This is a genomic window from Psychrobacter sp. TPE 89C (genome assembly GCF_055522395.1).
The window spans coordinates 20,134-41,601 of record NZ_JBVFXW010000006.1 but is presented as its reverse complement, the minus strand read 5'-3'; the positions used below and the strand labels follow the sequence as shown (position 1 = coordinate 41,601).

The 21,468-nt window shown below is 45.1% G+C and carries 8 protein-coding genes and 1 pseudogene; 8 read left to right on the top strand and 1 reads right to left on the bottom strand.

Going from position 1 to position 21,468, the window contains the following annotated elements; genetic code table 11:
* Positions 1-46 precede the first annotated feature (46 nt).
* Together ACZW67_RS03435 and ACZW67_RS03430 are read left to right on the top strand one after the other, a co-directional pair.
* On the top strand, positions 47-1,486 hold the full coding sequence (locus ACZW67_RS03435) for an NAD(P)-binding protein (RefSeq protein WP_465182159.1): 1,440 nt from the start codon (positions 47-49) through the stop codon (positions 1,484-1,486).
* A gap of 51 nt (positions 1,487-1,537) precedes the next feature.
* Positions 1,538-2,632: a DUF2855 family protein gene (locus ACZW67_RS03430; protein WP_465182158.1), complete on the top strand. Its 1,095-nt coding sequence runs from the start codon at positions 1,538-1,540 to the stop codon at positions 2,630-2,632.
* A 159-nt stretch (positions 2,633-2,791) separates the two neighbouring features.
* Here the strand turns inward: ACZW67_RS03430 and ACZW67_RS03425 are convergent, their stop codons facing one another.
* The gene (locus tag ACZW67_RS03425) at positions 2,792-3,424 is read right to left on the bottom strand and encodes a GDSL-type esterase/lipase family protein (RefSeq protein ID WP_465182157.1); all 633 of its coding nucleotides are present in this window, start codon (positions 3,422-3,424) and stop codon (positions 2,792-2,794) included.
* Positions 3,425-3,654: 230 nt separating this feature from the next.
* On the opposite strand from ACZW67_RS03425, the pseudogene ACZW67_RS03420 reads away from it, so the two are divergent.
* The 6 genes and pseudogenes from ACZW67_RS03420 to ACZW67_RS03395 all read left to right on the top strand — a co-directional run.
* A pseudogene (locus tag ACZW67_RS03420) lies at positions 3,655-5,247 on the top strand (circularly permuted type 2 ATP-grasp protein); the annotation flags it as partial.
* Between the two features lie 951 nt (positions 5,248-6,198).
* On the top strand, positions 6,199-6,984 hold the full coding sequence (locus ACZW67_RS03415; protein WP_465182156.1) for a transglutaminase family protein: 786 nt from the start codon (positions 6,199-6,201) through the stop codon (positions 6,982-6,984).
* 36 nt (positions 6,985-7,020) lie between these two features.
* Entirely contained in the window at positions 7,021-7,764 is a 744-nt protein-coding gene (locus ACZW67_RS03410) for a proteasome-type protease (RefSeq protein WP_110923480.1), read from the top strand.
* An 854-nt stretch (positions 7,765-8,618) separates the two neighbouring features.
* Positions 8,619-11,405: a BRCT domain-containing protein gene (locus tag ACZW67_RS03405; RefSeq protein ID WP_465182155.1), complete on the top strand. Its 2,787-nt coding sequence runs from the start codon at positions 8,619-8,621 to the stop codon at positions 11,403-11,405.
* A 68-nt stretch (positions 11,406-11,473) separates the two neighbouring features.
* Entirely contained in the window at positions 11,474-19,243 is a 7,770-nt protein-coding gene (locus ACZW67_RS03400) for a HEAT repeat domain-containing protein (protein WP_465182154.1), read from the top strand.
* The gene (locus ACZW67_RS03395) at positions 19,240-21,468 is read left to right on the top strand and encodes a hypothetical protein (RefSeq protein ID WP_465182153.1); all 2,229 of its coding nucleotides are present in this window, start codon (positions 19,240-19,242) and stop codon (positions 21,466-21,468) included. The genes ACZW67_RS03400 and ACZW67_RS03395 overlap by 4 nt, the downstream gene beginning before the upstream one ends.

Sequence of the window (21,468 nt, the reverse complement as noted above, 5' to 3'; positions counted from 1 at the left end):
TATATAAGATTTATATGGATAAATTCAACTTAAGAGTAAGGATGCTATGAATACTCAACACCTAGAAACAGATTATCTAATCATTGGTAGTGGCGCGGTGGGCATGGCTTTTGCCGACGTACTACTCACAGAGACCGATGCCAATATTATTATCGTCGATAGACATCATAAGCCAGGCGGTCATTGGAACGATGCCTATTCATTCGTTACCTTACATCAACCGTCATCTTTTTATGGTGTCAGCTCGCGTGAGCTTTGCGGCGGTATGGTTGACGAGATTGGCTTAAACAAAGGCTTGTCTGAGCTGGCATCAGGGGCAGAAATCATGGCCTACTTTGATAGAGTCATGAAGCACACGTTTTTACCAAGCGGCCGTGTGAAGTATTTCCCAATGTGTGAGTACAAAGGCGACGGTAAGTTTTCATCGTTACTGTCTGATACCAGCTATGAGGTCAAGGTCAATAAAAAAATCATTGACGGTACTTATTTCAAAACCTCGGTGCCCGCTACCCATACTCCAAATTTTGAGATTGCTGAAGGCGTTAAGTTTGAACCATTAAATAACCTACCAAGTCTAACCAAACCTCGTGATGGTTACGTCATCATTGGTGGCGGTAAAACAAGTATCGATGCGGTATTATGGCTACTAGAGAACCATATTGATCCAGACGATATAACTTGGATTATGCCCAGAGATGCTTGGTTTATCGATCGTAAAAATACCCAGCCTTCTCGTGATTTTTTCGTTCATACCATGGGTGCGCAAGCCACTCAGGCAGAAGCGATTGCTGATGCTGAAAACATCGAAGACCTGTTTGATCGTTTAGAAAAAGGTGGCGTATTAATGCGTCTTGATCCAAATGTGCGCCCGCAAATGTTCCATGGTGCCACCATTAGTAGTGAGGAGCTGACACAGTTACGCCGTGTTAAAAACATTGTACGCAAAGGCCGTGTGACTCGTCTAGATACTGATAGAATCTATTTTGGTGATGACAGTGTTGCTACTACCACCAATACCATGCATATCGACTGTTCTGCACGCGCGGTTCCAGTGACCGAGACGTATGACGTGTTCAAAGGCAATACGGTGGTCATTCAAACGGTGCGCACCTATCAGCCCATATTTAGTGCCGCGTTTACCGCTCATGTCGAGGCCAACTATGATGACGAGACGATAAAAAATGAGTTATGCCGCGTGGTACCTATACCAAACCATGATACAGATTGGTTGGTTGGTGTAGTGGCACAAATGCAAAACCAGATGCGCTGGTCAAAAGAGCCTGAGCTACGTGAATGGATGATTGGCAATCGCTTAGATGGTTTTACTAAACTGGTACAAGCCAGCGAAGACACAACACCTGAAGAGCTGGCCATCCTTAAGCGTCTAAAAGCAGCAGGGCCAAAAGCCGCTGCTAATATGCCTAAACTGATGGGTGAAGTTATGCAAATAACGGCAGCACGTCAAGCCACCACTGCTAATACCTAAAAAGTAACTATTTAATAATAACTATCAAGAACAACTGTCAAGGAAGTGACTATGCAAGAATTTCAGACCAACAAAGCAAACCTAACCCAAGCTCGCCTGCAAGAAACGCCTGTACATACCCTCGGTGATGGCGAAGTACGCGTCAAAGTTGATCGCTTTGCCTTTACCGCCAACAATATTACTTACGCGGTCATGGGTGACCAATTACGCTACTGGCAGTTTTTCCCGCCAAATGGCGATGAACCCGAAAAATGGGGCATTATTCCAGTCTGGGGCTTTGCCGATGTTGTTGAGTCCAATAGTGATGCGCTGCCCGTCGGTGAACGACTATTTGGTTACTTTCCGCCTGCCAGCGAATTGGTGATTACCCCCAAGCGAATCACACAAACCAGCTTGCTCGATGGTAGTGCCCATCGTGCCGATCTGCCGCCTGGCTACAATATGTATCAGCGCGTTAACCACGAACCAAACTATGACCGCGCCCATGACAATCAGCGCATGCTATTGTTTGTCTTGCACTTAACCTCATTTTGCTTACATGATTTATTAAAGCGCAATGATTGGTTTGGTGCAGAGCAAGTGGTGATTATCAGTGCCTCTAGTAAAACCAGTATTGGCCTAGCATATGGCCTCACTGATGATAAGGACGCACCGCACGTTATCGGCCTCACCTCAAACCATCATATAGATTTTGTTAATTCCATCGATGCTTATGACAGTGTGCTTAGCTATGACACGCTTGAGCAGATTGATGCAACTAAGCCGACAGTCATCGTAGATATGTCAGCCAATACTGACGTGCTTAGCCGTCTACATAGACACTTAGGCGATAACATGCGCTACACCAGCAATGTTGGTCTTACGCACTGGGACGAGCCACGTCATGCTGAAGGTATCATTCAAGAACGTAGCCAGCAGTTTTTTGCGCCCAGTCATGTACAGCAATGCATGAAAGAGTGGGGCCCTGAAGAATTTAATAAACGCTCTATGCGCTACGTCATGCACAGTACAGCAAAAACCAATGCGTGGCTAAAAATTCAGGAGCTCGACGGGGTTAATCGCTTGCTGGAGGTTTATGAAGATATCTGCGAAGGTAAAATAGCCGCTGATGAAGGTTTGGTAGTCGTCATGGGCGACAATGCATAAAATGACTGGGCTATAAAGGCCTGACTATAAAAATTGTTTATTTGTCATTAATAAAAAAGCAGAGCGTCTATTAACTAGGCACTCTGCTTTTTCCGTATTGTATTCTAGATGCCAAAAACATACTCGCTACTTACAGTTTTCAAGGTTAATATTCGCGGCTTAATGTACCCAGCATTCCTTTTTTAGATAACCATGTAGTCCTTCGGCGAACTGTTTATAACCTGCAGCATTAGCGTGAATTCTATCAGACTTTAGAGCCTCATCTGATAGTACAATCGACCAACCATCAGAATATAGCGGTATGCCTTCAGCTTCCGCAATATCTTCATACAGTGGGTTATCACTGGCTTTGCCAAACAAGGTGCTGGTACTGAGATGCGGCTCAGCGATTAGGACAACATCAATATTTTTAGATTGCAAAGTATCGATAGTCGCGATGATATTGGCCCGCGTCGTATCAGGTGCAATGCGCTGCAATACATCATTGCCGCCCACACCCAATAATACCAAATCAGGATTTTGCTCAGTGATCTCGTTCACCCGAGTCATTACATCTGCAGAAGTGTCACCATTAATACCCGCATTGATAACCCTCCATTTGCTTAGCTCTGCCAGTACCGTAGGATATGCTGTATTTGCCCCATAGCCATAGGTCAGCGAGTCACCAAGTGCAATCACCGTACTGCCTGCAGGTAAAGCCGTTTGCATTGGTTCACTATCACAGCCTGTCATGCCAATAGCTGCAGCAAGTCCTATGCTTGCCAGCGCTAAAAATCTCCCGTTTAGACTCATATCTGTTCCACTCCTATATTGTCAATAACTGAGCTAAATTTGTTTGAATAAATAGGTCAAATTTGCTCAAAATCTATTATTTAACTTTTGTTGTATATCAATCAGTATACGTTGTATAGTTAATAAAGGAGATAGATTACCTGTTCAGCGCAATACCATTGCTACGCGGCTTAGCATAGACAGTGTATTCATCATAAAGTATAACTTTACCAAGAATACGTGAGGTTTTTATGAATAAAACAGCATCTCAAAGTCAGTCTACCGATAATACCCAAAACAAAGAAAGCTCTGAAAATCAAACCCAGAGTCAATCCATAAAAGCATCCGACTCCAATACCAACACCAAAAATCCTACTTCAAAAACAGTAAAAGACACTTTAGAAAAATCTGAGAAAAAAGCACAAAGTAAAACACAAAGCTTCGATGAGCTACAGATAAGTAAGGGTCAGTATCGCCCAGTGGCAAAGGCCGTTGGCAACTGGCTTGATAACATCAACATGGATGCCCTCAACTACCTCAACGAACAAGCCGAAAATATCTTTTATCGTAAAGGCGTCACCTTTACCGTCTATAGCGATGCCAAAAACATCGAGCGAATGATACCGTTTGACATTATCCCCCGAATTATTGCTGCCAGTGAGTGGCGACAGATAGAAGCTGGTTGTAAGCAGCGCATTACCGCTCTCAATGCCTTTTTGCACGATATCTATCATGACCAAGCGATTATGAAGGCCGACATTGTGCCTGCCAGCTATGTCTATGCTAGCGGCTGCTATGAGCCTTGGATGATGGGTATTGAACTGGACAAACCCATCTACTCACACATCAGTGGTATCGACCTGATCCGTGATGAGTCTGGCAAGTTCTGTGTACTAGAGGATAATTTGCGTACCCCGTCTGGTGTCTCATATATGCTTGAGAGCCGTAAAATATCAGAGACACTCTTATCTGATATGTTTTCTGACACCCCCATTATGGGCATCAGCGATTACCCGAATCGTCTCAAAGCCTGTCTTGCCAGCTCGACGTCCAAATACGATCCACAAATCGTCATCTTGACGCCTGGCCGATTTAATAGTGCCTATTATGAACATGCGTTTTTAGCACACGAGATGAATGTACCCTTAGTACATGGTTATGATTTGGTGGTTGAGGACAGCAAAGTCTACATGCAAGGTATTCGTGGCAAAGTGCAAGTCGATGTGATCTACCGACGCATTGATGACCCATATATCGATCCACTAGCCTTTCAATCTGACTCGATATTGGGTGTCTCAGGGCTGATGAGCGCCTATCGTGCTGGTAATGTCGTTATCGTGAATGCGCCAGGTACAGGCGTGGCTGATGATAAGAGCCTATATCCCTTTGTACCAGATATGATTAAATTCTATTTAAATGAAGAGCCTATTTTACCCAATATAGAAACCTATCAATGTCGTAAGCCTGATGAGCTCAAATACGTGCTTGATAATTTGGATAAGCTGGTCGTAAAAGAAACCCAAGGTTCAGGTGGTTACGGCATGCTCATTGGTCCAACCTCTACCAAAAAGGAGATTGAAGAGTATCGCCTGCGCCTACTTGAAAACCCAGCTGGTTTCATTGCCCAGCCGACTATCTCACTATCTACCAATCCTACCGCTGTCAGCGATGGCATCGCACCGCGCCATATTGATTTGCGTCCCTTTATCCTAAGTCATGGTGATGGTTCGGTAGATATTGTGCCAGGTGGTTTGACTCGTGTGGCCATGGTTGAAGGCTCCTTAGTCGTCAATTCATCTCAAGGGGGCGGTATCAAGGACACGTGGGTCGTTGATGACAGTCACTTGCAGTCTTCGACCAAAAAACCAAACTGCAATGGTCAAGCTGGCAAATGCTCGCCTTTATCATCAGAGACCAATACCTCAGATCACGCCAACTACTATGATCGTCTACAGCCTCTAGAAGCGGGCTATGAGATGCTAGATGACGCACCCATGATCCTACTACTCTCCACTGCCAGTTATCTAATATGGCTGGGGCGATACAGTGAGCGCCTGTATTACTATGATGATGTCATGAAAAAACTGGTCAAAGACGATCTCAAAAAATCACAGCTGAAGCACTTAATCGGCCATTTAGGTTTTGACGCGGATGCGGATGAATCGTTTAAGAGCATGAAAGCGCAGATGCTGTCTGACTTGGAACGAAATATCATACCGAACATCGTTCAATCGATAGATGACAATGTACAGGAGGCAAAAGGCGTCATTGGCAAAGATACTGCTGAGTTATATAACTTGATTAAGCGGCTCTCAAGTGCTGGCACCTATCGGGCAGCGACCTTGCAGCTACATGCATGTAACGCCGCTATGAAACAAGAGCATCCAACGGTGACTTGTTTTTGGCAATTAGGGCGTCATTTTGAGCAGCTTGAGCGGGCTGTGCTACTGGAAGAGGACTCAATAGAGGTCAGTCTTGAATTTAAGTACTGGATCAATGAGCTACCAGAGAACACGCGCTGGCGTGAGCTGACACGTCTGGCCAATCAGATGATTAGATCGAAGAAATTTAGTGATTTTGAGCTGATTAGCAAAGAGTTTAATATCATCTTGCGTCAAGGTGTCTAGCCGCAAACTAATGACAAGCGCTAATGATACAGTCAATTCGATAGGGTTTGAAAGCAAGAAAGGCGCGTAAAGGCACGAACAATAGCAGACTAAGCGAGCCTGACACTGTATTCGATTTATATGGGATTGACCATACATATGAAATAAACAGAAACATAGGAAGCTATCATGAAACTTCAAATCAGCCATCAAACCAATTACTACTACGGCGAGCTTGCACAGCGCAGTGTCCAGTATATACGTATGACTCCAATGCAGATGCCGCATCAAATTATTCATGAATGGGAGGTAATGCTCCCTAAAGTGGCGACCAATCAAAAGGATGGCTTTGGTAATGACTGGCTCACGCTAAGCCGTAATGAGGCGCATAATAATTTGCAAATGCAAGCATCAGGTATCGTGGAGATTGATACAGAGACCCAACGTTTAGAGGATATGGATTATGTCCCCTATCTGCTGTTTACCGTACAAACGCCATTGACCAAATGTTCACAAGAGATGCGTGAGTTTGCAGCGCCTTATCTAAAGAAACCCACCCATGACAGCCTAAAGGCGATGGCCAATGCCCTCATCATGAAAATGCCGTTCGTAAAGGACGTGACCCATGTAGGTACGACAGCTGCTGAGTCTTTTGCGACGAGCGCTGGCGTGTGCCAAGATCATACTCATGTGTTTTTAGGCTGCTGTCGTGATCAGCATATTCCAGCCCGCTATGTATCAGGCTATCTGTATGACGATACCGAAAACCACATGGCAAGTCATGCGTGGGCAGAAGTGTGGTTAGATGGCTACTGGTATACCTTTGATATATCAAATCAGCTGTTTCAACCAAGCTCTCACGTCTACGTCGCTATTGGTAGAGACTACTTAGATACAGCCCCTGTACGCGGTGTACGTATGGGCGGCGGCTATGAGAATCTTTACAGTCAAGTATTGGTCACGCGACTATCATAGCCTGATACCTTTTATGTTCACTACCAAGGATGTTTTATGACTTATTGTGCTGCCATTCGCCTAAAAGATGGTATGGTTTTCGCTAGTGATACTCGCACCAATGCAGGTGTCGATCATATCTCAACGTTTAGAAAGCTGTATCAGTATGGTATTGAAGGTGAACGCGTGATGGTGCTACAAACTGCTGGTAGTCTGGCCACATCACAAGCGGTATTTACCAAGTTACAGCATGATATTGACCAACGCTATGAAAGCAATCTTAATACTGTACTCACATTGTTTGATGCCGCACAAATGGTGGGCGAATGCATGCGTAATGTCATGAACCATGCCAAAACGGTGGCTAACGATGATAACGGTAGTCAATTTACCAGCTCATTTATGTTGGGTGGACAAATAAAAGGTCAGCCGCCCGAGTTATATATGATTTACCCCGAGGGCAATTGTATTAGGGCCACCAAAGACACGCCTTTTTTTCAACTGGGTGAAAGCAAATATGGCAAGCCAATTCTGGATCGGTCGGTCACATACGACACCGATATTCAGCATGCTGCGCGTGCATTAATGTTGTCATTTGATTCCACCATTCACTCCAACCTATCAGTAGGAATGCCGATAGATTTTGTCATTTATAAAAGTGACAGTTTAGAGACACCTGAAGGTCGTCGTATTGATGAGAATGATGAGTATTTCAATACCATTCGTCGGCAGTGGTCAAAGGCGCTACGCAATATATTGGTTGAGCTGCCTGAATATCCTGATAATTATTGGAATAAATAGCTCAGTATAAGAGCATGCCATTTATATATCTTTTGCACTAAAAAAGCCCTTTGTCTAATGCAAAGGGCTTTTTTATTATCAACTAATAATCAGGCAATAAAAAACCGGAGTAGCGCTGAATAAACAACCCTACTCCGGTTTTGGTTCAAAGACCTTGAATGCCATCATAGTGATGTCGCACTCATTGTTGTGTAATCTACCTCATGACCTGGTACATGGAAGACTCACTGGACTGCACCTAGATAAAGGCCCTAGTGCATTAGCTCAATCACGATTGCGTGATTGCGCCAGCGAGCTAATGACACTAGGGCCTTTATCTAGGTATTAGCAGGACTGAAACAGTCTTCCTTGGGTAAAATGTAATGGCTTGACTCGTGGACGACGCAACGTCGCCCCTCACCGTAAACGGTGAAACGCTAAATCTCACAACCCGTTAAGTGTGCCTCATAACAGTTAGTACTGTCAATACATAATTGACCCCTCTTTTTGCTTGCGACATCTGTTGACGCCACCTATTTATTTTGTGACAAAAGTCCTTGATGTTTTTTGTAAAACGCGGTTACATAGTAATCAAAATTTTACCGAAACATTCATTGTAAGCTGACAAAATAAAAATTAAGGCAAATTTCTATGAGTCTGTCCTTCGCACAAATTCAGCAAGCTTGGCACGCTCAAGACCCTAGCTTGGTTGATAAGTTATGTTTATTAGCAACACAAGTTGATGATGTTCCTGAGTCGCCCATCCCCGAGCACGAACTGACATTTGAGCGATTTTTGGACAAAATTCTAAGTCATCAGTTTCGGGAGCAAAACCCCGAAGTACAGTTTGCAGAGCGTGACAAACGAGCAGCTGGGTGCTCAATCACATCTGCTTCCACAACAGTCTTGATTATGGCGTCAATCGATTCAGCAGTCGCTCACCTCGCAAGCTCTTTGATGCAAAAGGTCGCGCGTTCTCTGAGGCGTGGCAACGAGACCCTGAACCACTTATCCAGCTATTGGCTATCGCCAAAAACGAGGCTGTCAGACAGTTTGCAACCGATAACCTAAAGTACGATTTCAAGACCCAATTACGTGATGTGAGTGGTAAGACGCTACAATATTTATCTGCTGGACAAGCGCACAGCAAAGCGCGTGATGAGATGATTGTTTGGCTATTAGAAAACTCACCGCACTTTGAAAAGTCTAAATTTCAAACATTAGGCTTGCATCAAGTCGTACTGCAACTACTTCATTCACACTATCCTGCCGCCTATCAATATGCGATTGGCTATGCCAAAAGCTACGCTCAGGACTTATCACTCACTGAGCTGATGTTACTGGCCATGTCAGATTATGAGCCTGTTAGAGCATTTGCCATCAACAATATCTTGAGTCGTGATTCTGTTTCTGATATCGGTGTCAACGGTTGGGGTCAGCTGTTAGACACAGAGCATCACTATCAAACGGCGAGCAAACAACTTAGCAAACACTTTACGAGGCGCGATTTAACCCCTGAGTGGTTTTTTGAACGATTGACCAGCGGCAGAACACACAGCGTAAAATTTGCGATAAAAAAACTGCCTGAGCTTTATAGTGCCAAAGAGCTAGGGACTGAATACTTTATTCGCGTTGCCCAGCAGTTAGATATACCAGAGCAACAGGACTTCTCTGCTCATAATGGCAGTTACTACAATGCTAATGATTGCAATGATAGCTACTGCATGGACTTTGCGTTGGACCAGCTCAGACGTTTGGATTTGAGCCAAGTAAATGCGGCAGTATGGCAAACACTATTGTTACACCCATTATCGCAAGCGACCATTACCGACTGGTTTGATGAAGATGTACTGTCAGCCGCGACGCTTGATATGAGTTATTGGCATGCGCTTGCCTATGAGCCTGATTGGCAAGTGAGTGAATATGTTGAACAATTAAAATCTGCTGACACTCCTATTAAAAACTGGCAAAAGCACTTGGCCTTTGATGAGTACTTAGCAGAAAATGTGCGGGATTGGCTGTCTGATGTGCGTCGGTTTGCGCCGATAGATTTAGGTTTCGACTGGCTTATGAATCTTGCGCATAGCGAACAAGCACTCTATCGTGAATTTGCGATTGAACGCATCAACAAAGGGTTCTTGCCTGCTGACTTTGTCGCTTATCTTGACAGCAATGCAGGCGACTCTACTGACAACGCTTCCAGTAATAGCACTGATAATAAAGACTCAAATAGCGATGCTGCTACTGAAGTAGATTTAACTGGCCAACGCTATTTATTCACAGGTAAGATGCAAAGCATGACTCGTGGCGAGGCCGAAAAAGTTGTGAAAGCGGCTAATGGTGCCATCAGTGGTGCTGTCAACGGCAAGTTAGATTACTTGGTCATCGGTGATGACGGTTCACCGTTATACGGTAATGGCCGTAAAGGTAGCAAGCAAGTTAAAGCCGAAAGCTTAATCGCCGATGGTGCACCGCTAAAGATTATTTCCGAAACCGCCTTTTTACAGATGCTGAGCGGTCAATCACGAGAGGTGTCTGAAGGCGATACTTTTGCAGGTGCCAATGCACTGTGGCATATGGCAACAGATGACGCTACTGCACCTATCAGTGAGCTTGCGATCAGCTACCTCAGTCATCATCATGAACAGATCTGTATGGCACTGACAGACAGACCAGTCGATCCCGATGCGATTGTCCCTTCTTCATTCTTTGATGCGGAGCGCGTCATTCCTTTATTGCAACACCGTAACAGCCAGTTGCGAGCATTTGGCTTATTACTGAGTGAGTATGAGATGGCGACGTGGCAACCAACGCCAGCCCTATGGCTGATGATGGCAGAATCTCCCTATACGGATATCACTCAACTGCTAAAGCGTGCGCTATTGGACAAGCCATCCGTTGCCAATCGACGTTATCACATCCAGTCAGCACAATTGAATGCTGGCATGTTGAATGCTTTGATTGAAAGCAAAGCGCGAGTCGCTCGCCAAATCGGTATCACCTTGCTGCAGCGTCATGCTAATTTCCAAGATGTGCAGTCTCTATATCGATTGACCCAAAGCACAGACCGTGAAGTACGCTATGCCGCCGTGACCATGCTATGGAAACACTACAAGGCGCGTCACGTGTCTCCAAACTGGCAGCCAACCAGTAGCGATAGTAAAGATAAAAAAGATGCTGCACGAGATAAAGACTGCAGCGCTCAACCAGTCATAACAGAGCAGACAGATAGACGTTTGGCAAGCTTGCCTGCAGAAGTCGATCAGTTATTGATGCTGCTACGCCGTGGTCTCTTTGAGCTACCACCTGGTCGTCTAGGCGGTTCGCAAGAGCCCAATGCTAGTGACAGTAATAAGCACAAGCAACAACGTTACTCAGATAAAAACTCAGCATCACAACAGTCATCAGAGGCAGCTGAGTCAGATAGCAACATCACGCTAAAACCCATATCTGCGAGTCGTGCCAAACTGGCATTGATTGAGACCTTTCGTGATGTGGCGTTGGCTGACAGTACCTTTGCGGCGCTCATTATGCCCACACTGTTCACCTTTACACATTCGGCAGGCAAGATGGAGCGTCATGCGTGTTTGGTTGCCGTCACACGGCTATTGCATCGCTATCCTGAACTATCTAAAAACCTGCAACCAGTGGCATCGGCTTAACGGCTTTGGCAGACATGGATAAATAGATACTTTAAAAAATATGACGTCACCTCAACTGAGATAACACCATGAAAACAATAACACTCCCCTATTGGGGTCAAATCATTGGCCTAGTCAGTAAGGCCAACAGTACTCAAGCGGCAACTCAAAAGACAACCAAGCAAGATGGGCGCAGTCTTTTTATTACTCGCCAGCAGCAAGCATCTGCTACGGTCTTATACGTCCTTGATCAACAAGGTGAGCAATTTAGCTTATCGACAACTGCGCTGCCTTGTGCGATGCAAGCCATCACCGAGATAGATGACAGTACTATTGTTATGATTGGTGATGATGGTCATCTTTACCAAACGGATTGGCAAGCCAAGAAAGTTAAGAAGACTAGTGCTACATCCTTGCTTGATGCACCTGAAGATAACAACAGTGCTATAGGCCGTGCTGTAGCAATGGCACCACTACAAGATGCGTTGGCTATCTTATATCCAAAACATATCGTAGTATGGCCTTATCAAAATAGTCAGGCCAGCAGTACTGTCATCATTGAGCCTTATTCGTCTTCTATAGCAGCATCAAGTAAGGAGTCTGCATTAACAGCGCTAGCAACCTCAAATGATGGCTCGTGGTTAGTCGTGGCAGATAAAACAGGAGCTGTTAGTAGCTATCAATGGACCTCAGATAACGCGCAGCTCAATCTAAGTAGCCGCAAACAGCTCCACCAAGGTAAAGTAAACGCGCTGTGCTTTGAGCCAGTTGGGCAGTACTTCTTCTCAGCAGGCGCAGATAAGTGCTTATACCGTACTCATGTCCAAGGCGATCTCCACCCTGTTGATAGAGCTAAGTCTAGCCAACACAGCGAAATGATCACGGCACTTTGTGTCTCAGATACTCGATTATTTACCGCAGCAGATGACAAGAGCGTCAAATCATGGGCATTTGATAAAGGTCAGCCAAACAGCTGTAAAGAGGATCTAACCAAGGCTCGACAGATTGTCTTATCTTCTTACGCTGAACAACCGACGCTCATCGTCGTCAGTGCCGATCAGAGCCTACGTTTCATACCTATTGACCATACTCAAAGTACTTCACAGAATAGCACCTCACAAAATAGTACGGCAAAAAATAGCAAGCTATTACCAGTCAATTATATTATCAAAGACGGTTATCAGAGAGTCGGTCAATTACTGACAGATGCCTCAAACAATAATGATGTGTCGTTTAAAGAAGGCTTGGCGCTGCTACAGGCGCAAGCAGATAACCAAACGTTAGAGCTGGTTAAAAAATTACTTGCTGATAGCGACACGCTCACGGCTAACCAAGCATTGCAATTGGTACAGTGGGTTGCTACTACTAATCTTGATAAAACTGCACAGGTTTTAGAGCAGGAACTAAGCTCGGCGCACAGTGCAAAAGTACGCCTTGCTGCTTTTCATGCCTTGGCCGACCGCGCAAGTACGGCGAAGCGCCCGCTGCATTATTTAGAAGAAGCCTTCAAAAACCGTTACTACGAGGAAGTGGTGGCCTCTGCGTTACAAGGTTACCTAAAGGTTGCAATGAAGGATGCCACCAGCCAGCGCCGCATCTTACCTATTTTAAGAGAAGCGCTGTCACACAGTTTTGCGAATATTCGCAAGCAAGCATTGGCCTCACTTGAGACACTGTTGCCAGAGAACAGTCCGCAAGCAGATTTGATGGCATTAGACTGCAATCAGTCAGACATTGTCCAATCAGGGTTAATTCGTCTGTATCAGCGCGGTATGCTAAATCACCTTGAAGTCTCACGTCAATTGATGCTGCTACAGAATCATCGTAATACAGAGATTAGGCAAACAGCGTTTTACGTCTCATTGCTGTCTCAGCCTAAGTTGATAGAGGCATTGAAACAGCAAGGTGACACGCAAACATTACGTACCCTGTCTGATTTTGATGACTTTCGCTTACTGCGCGGCACGCTACTAGATAATGCTAGCAGCACAGCGGCAAATGATAATAGTGTTAAACCATCAGAATCCGATGAGGCGATCCGTTTAACCTTATCTACGCAAGATTTTATCTCGCAAGCAGATAATACCCAAGCATCTAAGTCTAAGAGTAAGGCTAAAACGGCCAAATCCAAGAAGTCTGCTACTGAATCTATAAATCTAAGCAATGACACGTTAGAGCCATTATTACAAAGCTTAAGCAATAGTCACGAAGATATCAGTTTCCGAGCGGCTTATGCGCTGGCTTGCCTACAAGACAAACGAGCGTTTGGCACCCTGATTAGTCTGATGAGCCATGATGACAGCGCCATCATCCGTGCTGGTGTGGCCACCGCGCTTGGTCATTTAAATATAGAAGACGCCAAAGCAGTCCTACCGACATTACTAGATGATAAGGACGCTGGCGTGCGCCAAGTCGCCATGCAAGCCTATGGCAAATTGGCAGACAATGCATTATCTTGGGCAGCGACGGGTTTTGCTTCTAAACATCAAGACATTCACGAGCAGTCTTTAGCACTGTTTTTAAAGCATGTTGCACCGGATAGCGCACATAGTAGTGATAGCAGTGATAAAAGCACTCAGATGTCGTCAGAGATGACAGACATACTGCTACAGGCATTGAACAACCCTTTTACCAGTATTCGGTTAGAAGTGGTTAAAGTTCTATTAAATCGCCAATTTAAGCAGTCATCTGACAATATTTCTAAAAATGTTTCTGACAGTGCTATCGTTGACATTATTGAGCTATTGCAGCAAAACCTTTTTGAAGATGTGCACCAAGTGGCGATAGAAGAATGGCAACGACTGTTGCTAGCGATGAACTCGAAGCATAAAACGAATAAAACCAATAACACTGAAGAAACGAATCACCAAAAGACTAATCAAGCTGTCTTAACCTTGTTTTTTGCAGATACGTTTGCCGCTATTCGCAAACAAGCCTTTGACATCGCACTCAAACAAAGCAAGCATTTAGGGTTTGCTGACGTAATGTTAAACGCACTTGCCAGCCCTTATACTGATACCAAGCAACTGGCCCTTACGACAGTGCAAGCCAGAGCGAATACGACTCAGCTGACACAACTGATGCCAGCTCTAGTGGCTATGTTCGCTGATGACAGTATTGAGCTGCGTAAACAAGCTTTGACGGTCGCTTTAGCACTGACAGACTTACAACCTACTATTTTAGCGGATCACAGTAGCCTAGATGATAGTAGCACCGATGATCAATCAAATCATCACGAAGCATTGATTACCGTAGCCCTCAACAGTCCTTATCCTGATATTCAGCTAACAGTCGCTCAACTACTTGCCAGCCAATCACGCTTATACACTGACGAAGAACAGGCACAGCGAAGTGATGAACAAGCGTACCAAGTATTTAAGCACTACTTAGAGTTGCCTATGCCCTCTCAAGGCAAGAAAAGTGACAGCTATACCCAGTGGCACAGTCATGTAAGCCAAGCACTGTTTGGTTTGTCTAAACTGGCATACCCATCAAAGCATGATGCGCTAGGTTGGTATGCTAAATATCTACACCACCCTGATGCTGATTTTAAACCTCTTGCACCAAAGATTACGCAGATAGTCTCTTTTGAGGACATTGATCTACTGGTGAAATGGCAAAAAGATGAGCGCGCCATTATCAGTCAATCAGCCAGTTTGTGTTTGGCTATTTTGGGTGATGCTCGCGGGCAGTACTTCCTCACTCATAAGAGAGACGAGACAGACAATCTGAGTACGCTTGTTGCACCGATGACGCCTACGCATTGGCTACAAGCGCAGCACGGTTTAGGTATTACACATGCACGGCAATTACAGCCTTTGTTTGAGTCAGAGTCCTATGCAGTGGCAGCCAGACTGTTATTGATATTTAATGACTTACAAGATGACTGGCAAGATAGCCTGCAAGCTACTAAAACAGACACTACTAGCACTGGTCGACTTAACCAGCTGATAGAAGCGTTAAGCTTTGCAGATAATGACACGGCAGTAGTCTACGCCAATATACTCGCTCGTTACCCAAATGACGTACAACACCCTAATAACCAGCCAGCACTATCGTCAACGTGGCAGTACCTAAGTGATTACTTGTCACGTAAATTAGGCAGTGTTTTATCCGCTCACTCTGAAGTCATTACAATGATGATGGATGCCATGCCAAACATGGTAGATAAAGGTGGTGCTAAAGGACAGTCGCATAATACGGCCTCTATCCGAGCAAGTATCCTGACAACCGTCAGTACCGAGAACTTACAACAGCTCGCCAACCTCAGTCGCCATCAGCAACCATTGGTACGCGCACAAACCATTAGTGTCATTTGCCACTTATCTGAATTACTCGCTCATGATTATTATGACGATGAGAACGATGTGTTTGAGACATTACAAAAATGGCAACGCAGTTTGCAGGCATTGTTAAGTGCTCACCCCGTTACAGCCATCGTTGAGGTAGTAGGCGATGCGCAAACAGTAGGTGATTCTCCTACTGACAAACAAGACAGTTCTGAGGTGCATTATCCATACCAGTCTCTTGCCTTTGGTGCTTGGATTGGCGTCATACGCGCAGGCGATGATTATTATACTAATAGCAGCACCACAGACCAAGCCATTCGAGGGCTAATGTGGCTTGCTACTCAACCATCAGAGCTTAACACCAATAACAACACTAATAACGATGAGGACTGGCGAGACAGTACCAGTCGCGTGTTGTTGCCACTACTCAACCACAGTAGTTTTGACACTCGTGAGTTGGCTTGGGCATGCTTGTATAAGCTGGATATGCCTGCCAAAAAGCTGGCTGACTATGCCATGAGCACGCCCTACCGTGACATGGTAAAACGCGGCTTGGATTTATTGTTAGATACCGCAAATAACAATACCGTACAGCAGCAAAGCAAACCATCGGATACAGCTACTGTCAGTAGTAGCGCTGATCAACAACTCATTGATTTGTTAAAAACCAATAATCACACCTTAGCAGAAGAGATCTATCAGCTGCTAAAAGACCGACTAGGCCATCTGCCTGCTAGCTTACTTGGGCTACAGACCTATTGTCAGTCGCTACTGCCTCAGATCGTTGCTGAATGGAAACAAGTCATCGTCACGCCCTTTGCAAACAGTCAATCGCCGTCAGTGCAGCGCCAAGACAAACTGACGTTTTTGCTGCACGCTGTGAAGAGTGATGATTGGAATGCAAAATATCAAGCACTGAGTCAACTGGTCGAGTTTCATGACGTACTCTTTGCGGACAGCACGCTATTTGATGACTTGTTTGATTTTGCTGAAGACGCTCAGTCCAGTAATGAGAGATATCGTAGCTGGAAATTACTTACTGAGGCACTCACGTCGTACCAATTCATCAATAAGAATATTTTAGATGATGGCTTTAATAATGATTTAGAGAGCAGCTTTAATATTGCGACTGCTGAACAGGTCGCCAATGAAGCGCACTTACGATTATTAGCCTTACTTGATGATCCACATATCAACAAACCTAAGCAGTTTATTTATTGGGATATCGCTGACCTACGTAACACGAATCTCGTGGCGCCATTACTACAGCGTTTAGAAAGTCTGTTTGAGCACACGCCGCAAAAAAATAAAGAAGAGCGTAAATATTTATTTGATACCTTAGTAAAAATCAGTGGTTACGATCAAAAAATTGAGGATTATTTGGAGGAGCGTGAAGACACGCGCTGGTTACAACGTCAGCACCCTAGAGACTCGCAAGTCTTGTTATCGCTGTTTACTACGCTTATGAATCATAGTGATTATGCGCTTGCCGCGCAGCTATTACCGTCACTGGCATGGGTACAATCGGGCGACAGCGATTTATCCTCGCGCATTGATACCGCTTTAGCGCTAGCCTACGAGCAGATGCCAGCTAACCATACCTTTAAATTGGTCGAGGCACTGGCATATCGAGCCAAAAGACGACATAGCAGCATTGCCTCACTACAAAATGCCCTGCGTAATAAAGACGCTGATGTGCAATTTGCCGCGGCTGAAGGATTGGCTAAGTGCGGTCACTCTGATGGGGTCAATATCTTGATGGCAACGATAGATTACAACCCTGATGCTGAATTCCGCAGCTGCAGTGTATTGGCCATTGGCGAGTTGCTAGGCAGTAACAACCAAAGTCAAAATACTCACTCGCCTAATGATAGCTCGCCTGCGGACAATGCTGATAAAAACTTACAGGTTCATACCTTGTACAAAGCCTATGATAAGTTAATCAAACTGGCCGAAGATGATGAGCATTACCTGCAAGACGTGGCTAGCGAAGCCTTAGGTCGCCTTGCACAAGGTGGTGATTTTGAGCATAGTCCGCATATTTTTGAGCTATTAAAATCGCACTTGTCAGACCCCGCAATCCATTTCACCAATCCCGCCATTGTCCATTGGTTAAATGGACTGCGCTGGCTCAACACAACGCCTGCTTGGGAACAAATCCGCAGCTATATACGCCTTCATCTTGATAAAGCCATATTTTTCCGTCCGCAAAGGCATGCAGTATGGCTATTGCAGATGAATAATAACGATGCCAATAAAGCATTAATCTTAGATATTTTAAAGACGAGCAATTTAGACCGTGCTGTGCTTATGGCGGCTTATACGGCGGCACAGAAAACTTGGGGCAGCCTCGCATCGCAGGTTTACCCTTATGATTGGGCAGCCATTCAAAGCCATAACAATGACTTTATAGAAGAGACTGAGCATTTGAGTCTAAAGCGTATCATTGATAATAGCAGCATCGATGAGCTGGCAGCATTTATCACCCAGCATGGCGCGCACTTGCCATCCGACATCTTGATGGCACTGCAAAATGCCATTATGGCCAAGCAAGACATGCCAACATCGCAGCTTACCGCGTTGATTAGTAGTAATCCTCTGACACAGCATATTGGACTGTGTTATCTGACCCAGTATCCAACTAACTATTTAGACAAAGAAATGGTTGCGACGTTGCAGCAGCGTTTTGGTACTGCAAGCGAGCAATGGCATACGCTTATCGACATCATCAACCGCAGTCCAACGACCATCAATAATAGTCAGTGGATTGATATGGTTGAGCAAGTGGGTGGCACCATCAGACAACTGGTTTGGCTAATCATGCGTCATATAGCCATTACAACTGCCAAAGGCGCTGTCGACAAAGCGGCTACTAAGCAGATCGTGGCAATGCTTGATTGGCTCAATGATGCTCGTCAACCATTGACCATCACCTCTATTGCATTACTCTCTACTACCGTCAGTGATTGGTGGCAGCAAGCGCTGTTAGCATTGCTGGCTAGACCTGCCGCTGAAGATAAGGTGCTATCAAGTATCTTGCCAACGTTGAGCGTTGTCTCGACAGCAACTCAATCGCAGCTTACTTATGACAACCAAGCCTTGCTAGGAACTGTGATTGCTCGTATTGAACAAAGCGGTACATCTACCCAAAAATCCATAATAACGGTAGTAAAGAATGCGCTAAAACATAAGGGCTCGTCTACCGAGATACCAATCAATCAGCAGCTACTACAGTGGATCAGAGCCAAAGACGCTGATGCACTCTATCATTGTGCGAGTAATGACAACATGGAGCTGACGGTTCGTATCCGTGCCATCGAAGCGCTTGGACAGCTACATGATCCAAATATTGAACAATGGCTGACGACGCTCATGGCACATGAAAATTCAGACATTCAGAAGCTTGCTTATAAAGTACTACGCCGCTGGCAACGTGCCATGATACGAGCGCAGCAAAAGCGTCCGTTGTCATCTGTCAATATGGAGGCGCAACCTAGCTCGACCATCGCAGCACAAAATAGTCAGGACAGCAGTCAAAAAAGCAATCAGGGTGAAGGAGACAGTCAATGACTATAGACAATCAATTAGACCAAGCATCAGAAACAGAGTCAGAAGTAGTAGCCAACACTGATGGCCTGATGATGCAGTTGGACTACGCCGCCCCTAGCCAAATCAGTCAAGTTAACGAATCGTCAGATTCATTGTCGGAGGCGCAAACAAGAGAACACACTCAGCATGTGGCACTATTTGCTCAGCTGAATCGTTCGGAGGTTAACTTCCACGGTAAGGTCAAGTCTCCCCTTGTCTTTCGTGACAGTTTGCTAGCCTTATTTGATGTGGTCAGTAGCGATTACCGTTATGTGCCAAAAGATCGCTCAGCGTATACGGTCTTTATGCAGATGCGCCGTGCCAGCAGCAATAAAAACCTATTTACTGCGCAGCGTGATTACTTCACATGGCTATTCGACAATGACCCGCTCGCCTTTTGTATTTTGGACCCGATTATTCAGGTGCATGAGCAAAGTGTTAGCTTTGAGGTATTTAGCCGTGATGAAGGTTGCTATGCTCAATTGACATTGACCAATGAGATTTTTGAGCAAAGTGCTAAACCTACCCTTGGTACCACAAGTATTGATTACAGTGCGGCGTTGTTTAACGGTATTGAGAAAGTTCGCGATCATCAACAAACGATATTAGACATTGGTCATGAAGCGGTCGGCTTACAATTACTCGAAACCATGCCAGAGACAGCTGAAGCAGATACTGATAGTACAGTGGCCACGCCCACCGTAAAAAAACAGATCATAGAAAAGCGCATCAATGTGCCCAAAAGCTGGATCAGAGCACTGCTACAAGTACAGTCTGCAGGTCAATTGCCACAAGACACCATTCATCTTGATCCAATCGCATTGTATAACGTGCTATTTGAGCTGCGTATGCATGCTGACATCAAAGGCAAGCGCCGAGGATTGTTGATTGAGCTTAGACCTCAGCAGCTGCCAGTGATTATATTAGAACCTTTTGACATCACTGTCACCAGCCAAGTTAGCCAACAGCAAAAGCCCTATCAAGGTCAACAAGCAAAGCTCATTCGCTTATGGGGTCGCCGTCGTCTCAGCCTATTAAAACGCCTGTTGCCACATACTGACAGCGTTTCGGTATCTCTATTGGGTCAAGGCATGCCAAGCTATTGGACACTAAAAGGTAAAGGCTTTCATTTCACCTTTGCCATGACAGGCTTTAGCCAAGCCAATTGGTCACAGTCGTTAAACTTTGACTTGTTACTACCCAAGCGCCCACAGCAAAACACACTTAGTGCGAATAGCGAGCAAGTAAGTGAACAAATAGCAGAAAGTACTGATAGTGGGTTAGTAAAGGTCGTTGATATTCTTACTCGCTGCCCAAGTACGGTAGACGCATTAACCCAGCAGCTAACAATGCAAGAGTCAGAATTAAAATCAGCGCCTATCACGCAAGCACAAGTGCGACAGTGGCTGCTAGCAGGAACGCAGCAAGGCTTGATTCGTTATGATATTGCGAAAGGGAGCTATTACTATCGACCATTGACGCAGACACCGCTTGATATGGCGCAGTTCGCTTACCACAATGAAGCAGAAAAACAGGCCTTTGATTTGATTGGCCGTGCGGATGCCGTGCAGAAGTTCTCTGTCGAGACTGTCGCTACCAAAGGCGTGAGCATTAGTGCTGATATCTATGTTGAAGAGGATCGACGTACTTACCACAGTCAGCTACAACTGGGCGATGAAGTACTGGTCAGCCGAGCAGAATGTAGCTGTCCGCAGTACTTACAACACCGACTCACACAAGGTGTATGTGCACATCTCATAGCATTAAGGCTCAGTTATAATAATTACGACAGTACCACTGCCAAAAATGACAGCTGGCATGACACTCGCATATTGAGTCAGCGTGTGCCTGTTCGTCACTCTATTCGCCATTCCACTAAAGCTGCCACTCAGTATAAAAACGAGGCTATCACAGCACCTTCAGATTTGGTGATGGACTTATCTGCATTGGCGCAGCCCTCAGAACCATCATTAGATAATAAGACGGACAATATCAAAGACAAAGCGATTGCCGCAACAGATGAGACCTGCATTACTTATATCTATCTGACTATCGCACATAAAAAAATAACGATTGAGCAGACCACGGGTGATGACAGTACGCATCAGCACTTCGTGTTTAACCAACCTGCTCAAGCCAAAGCGGCTTATTTACAACATATTGCCAGATTTGAAGCCAAAGGCTTTATCGAAAACCAAGGGGTGTAA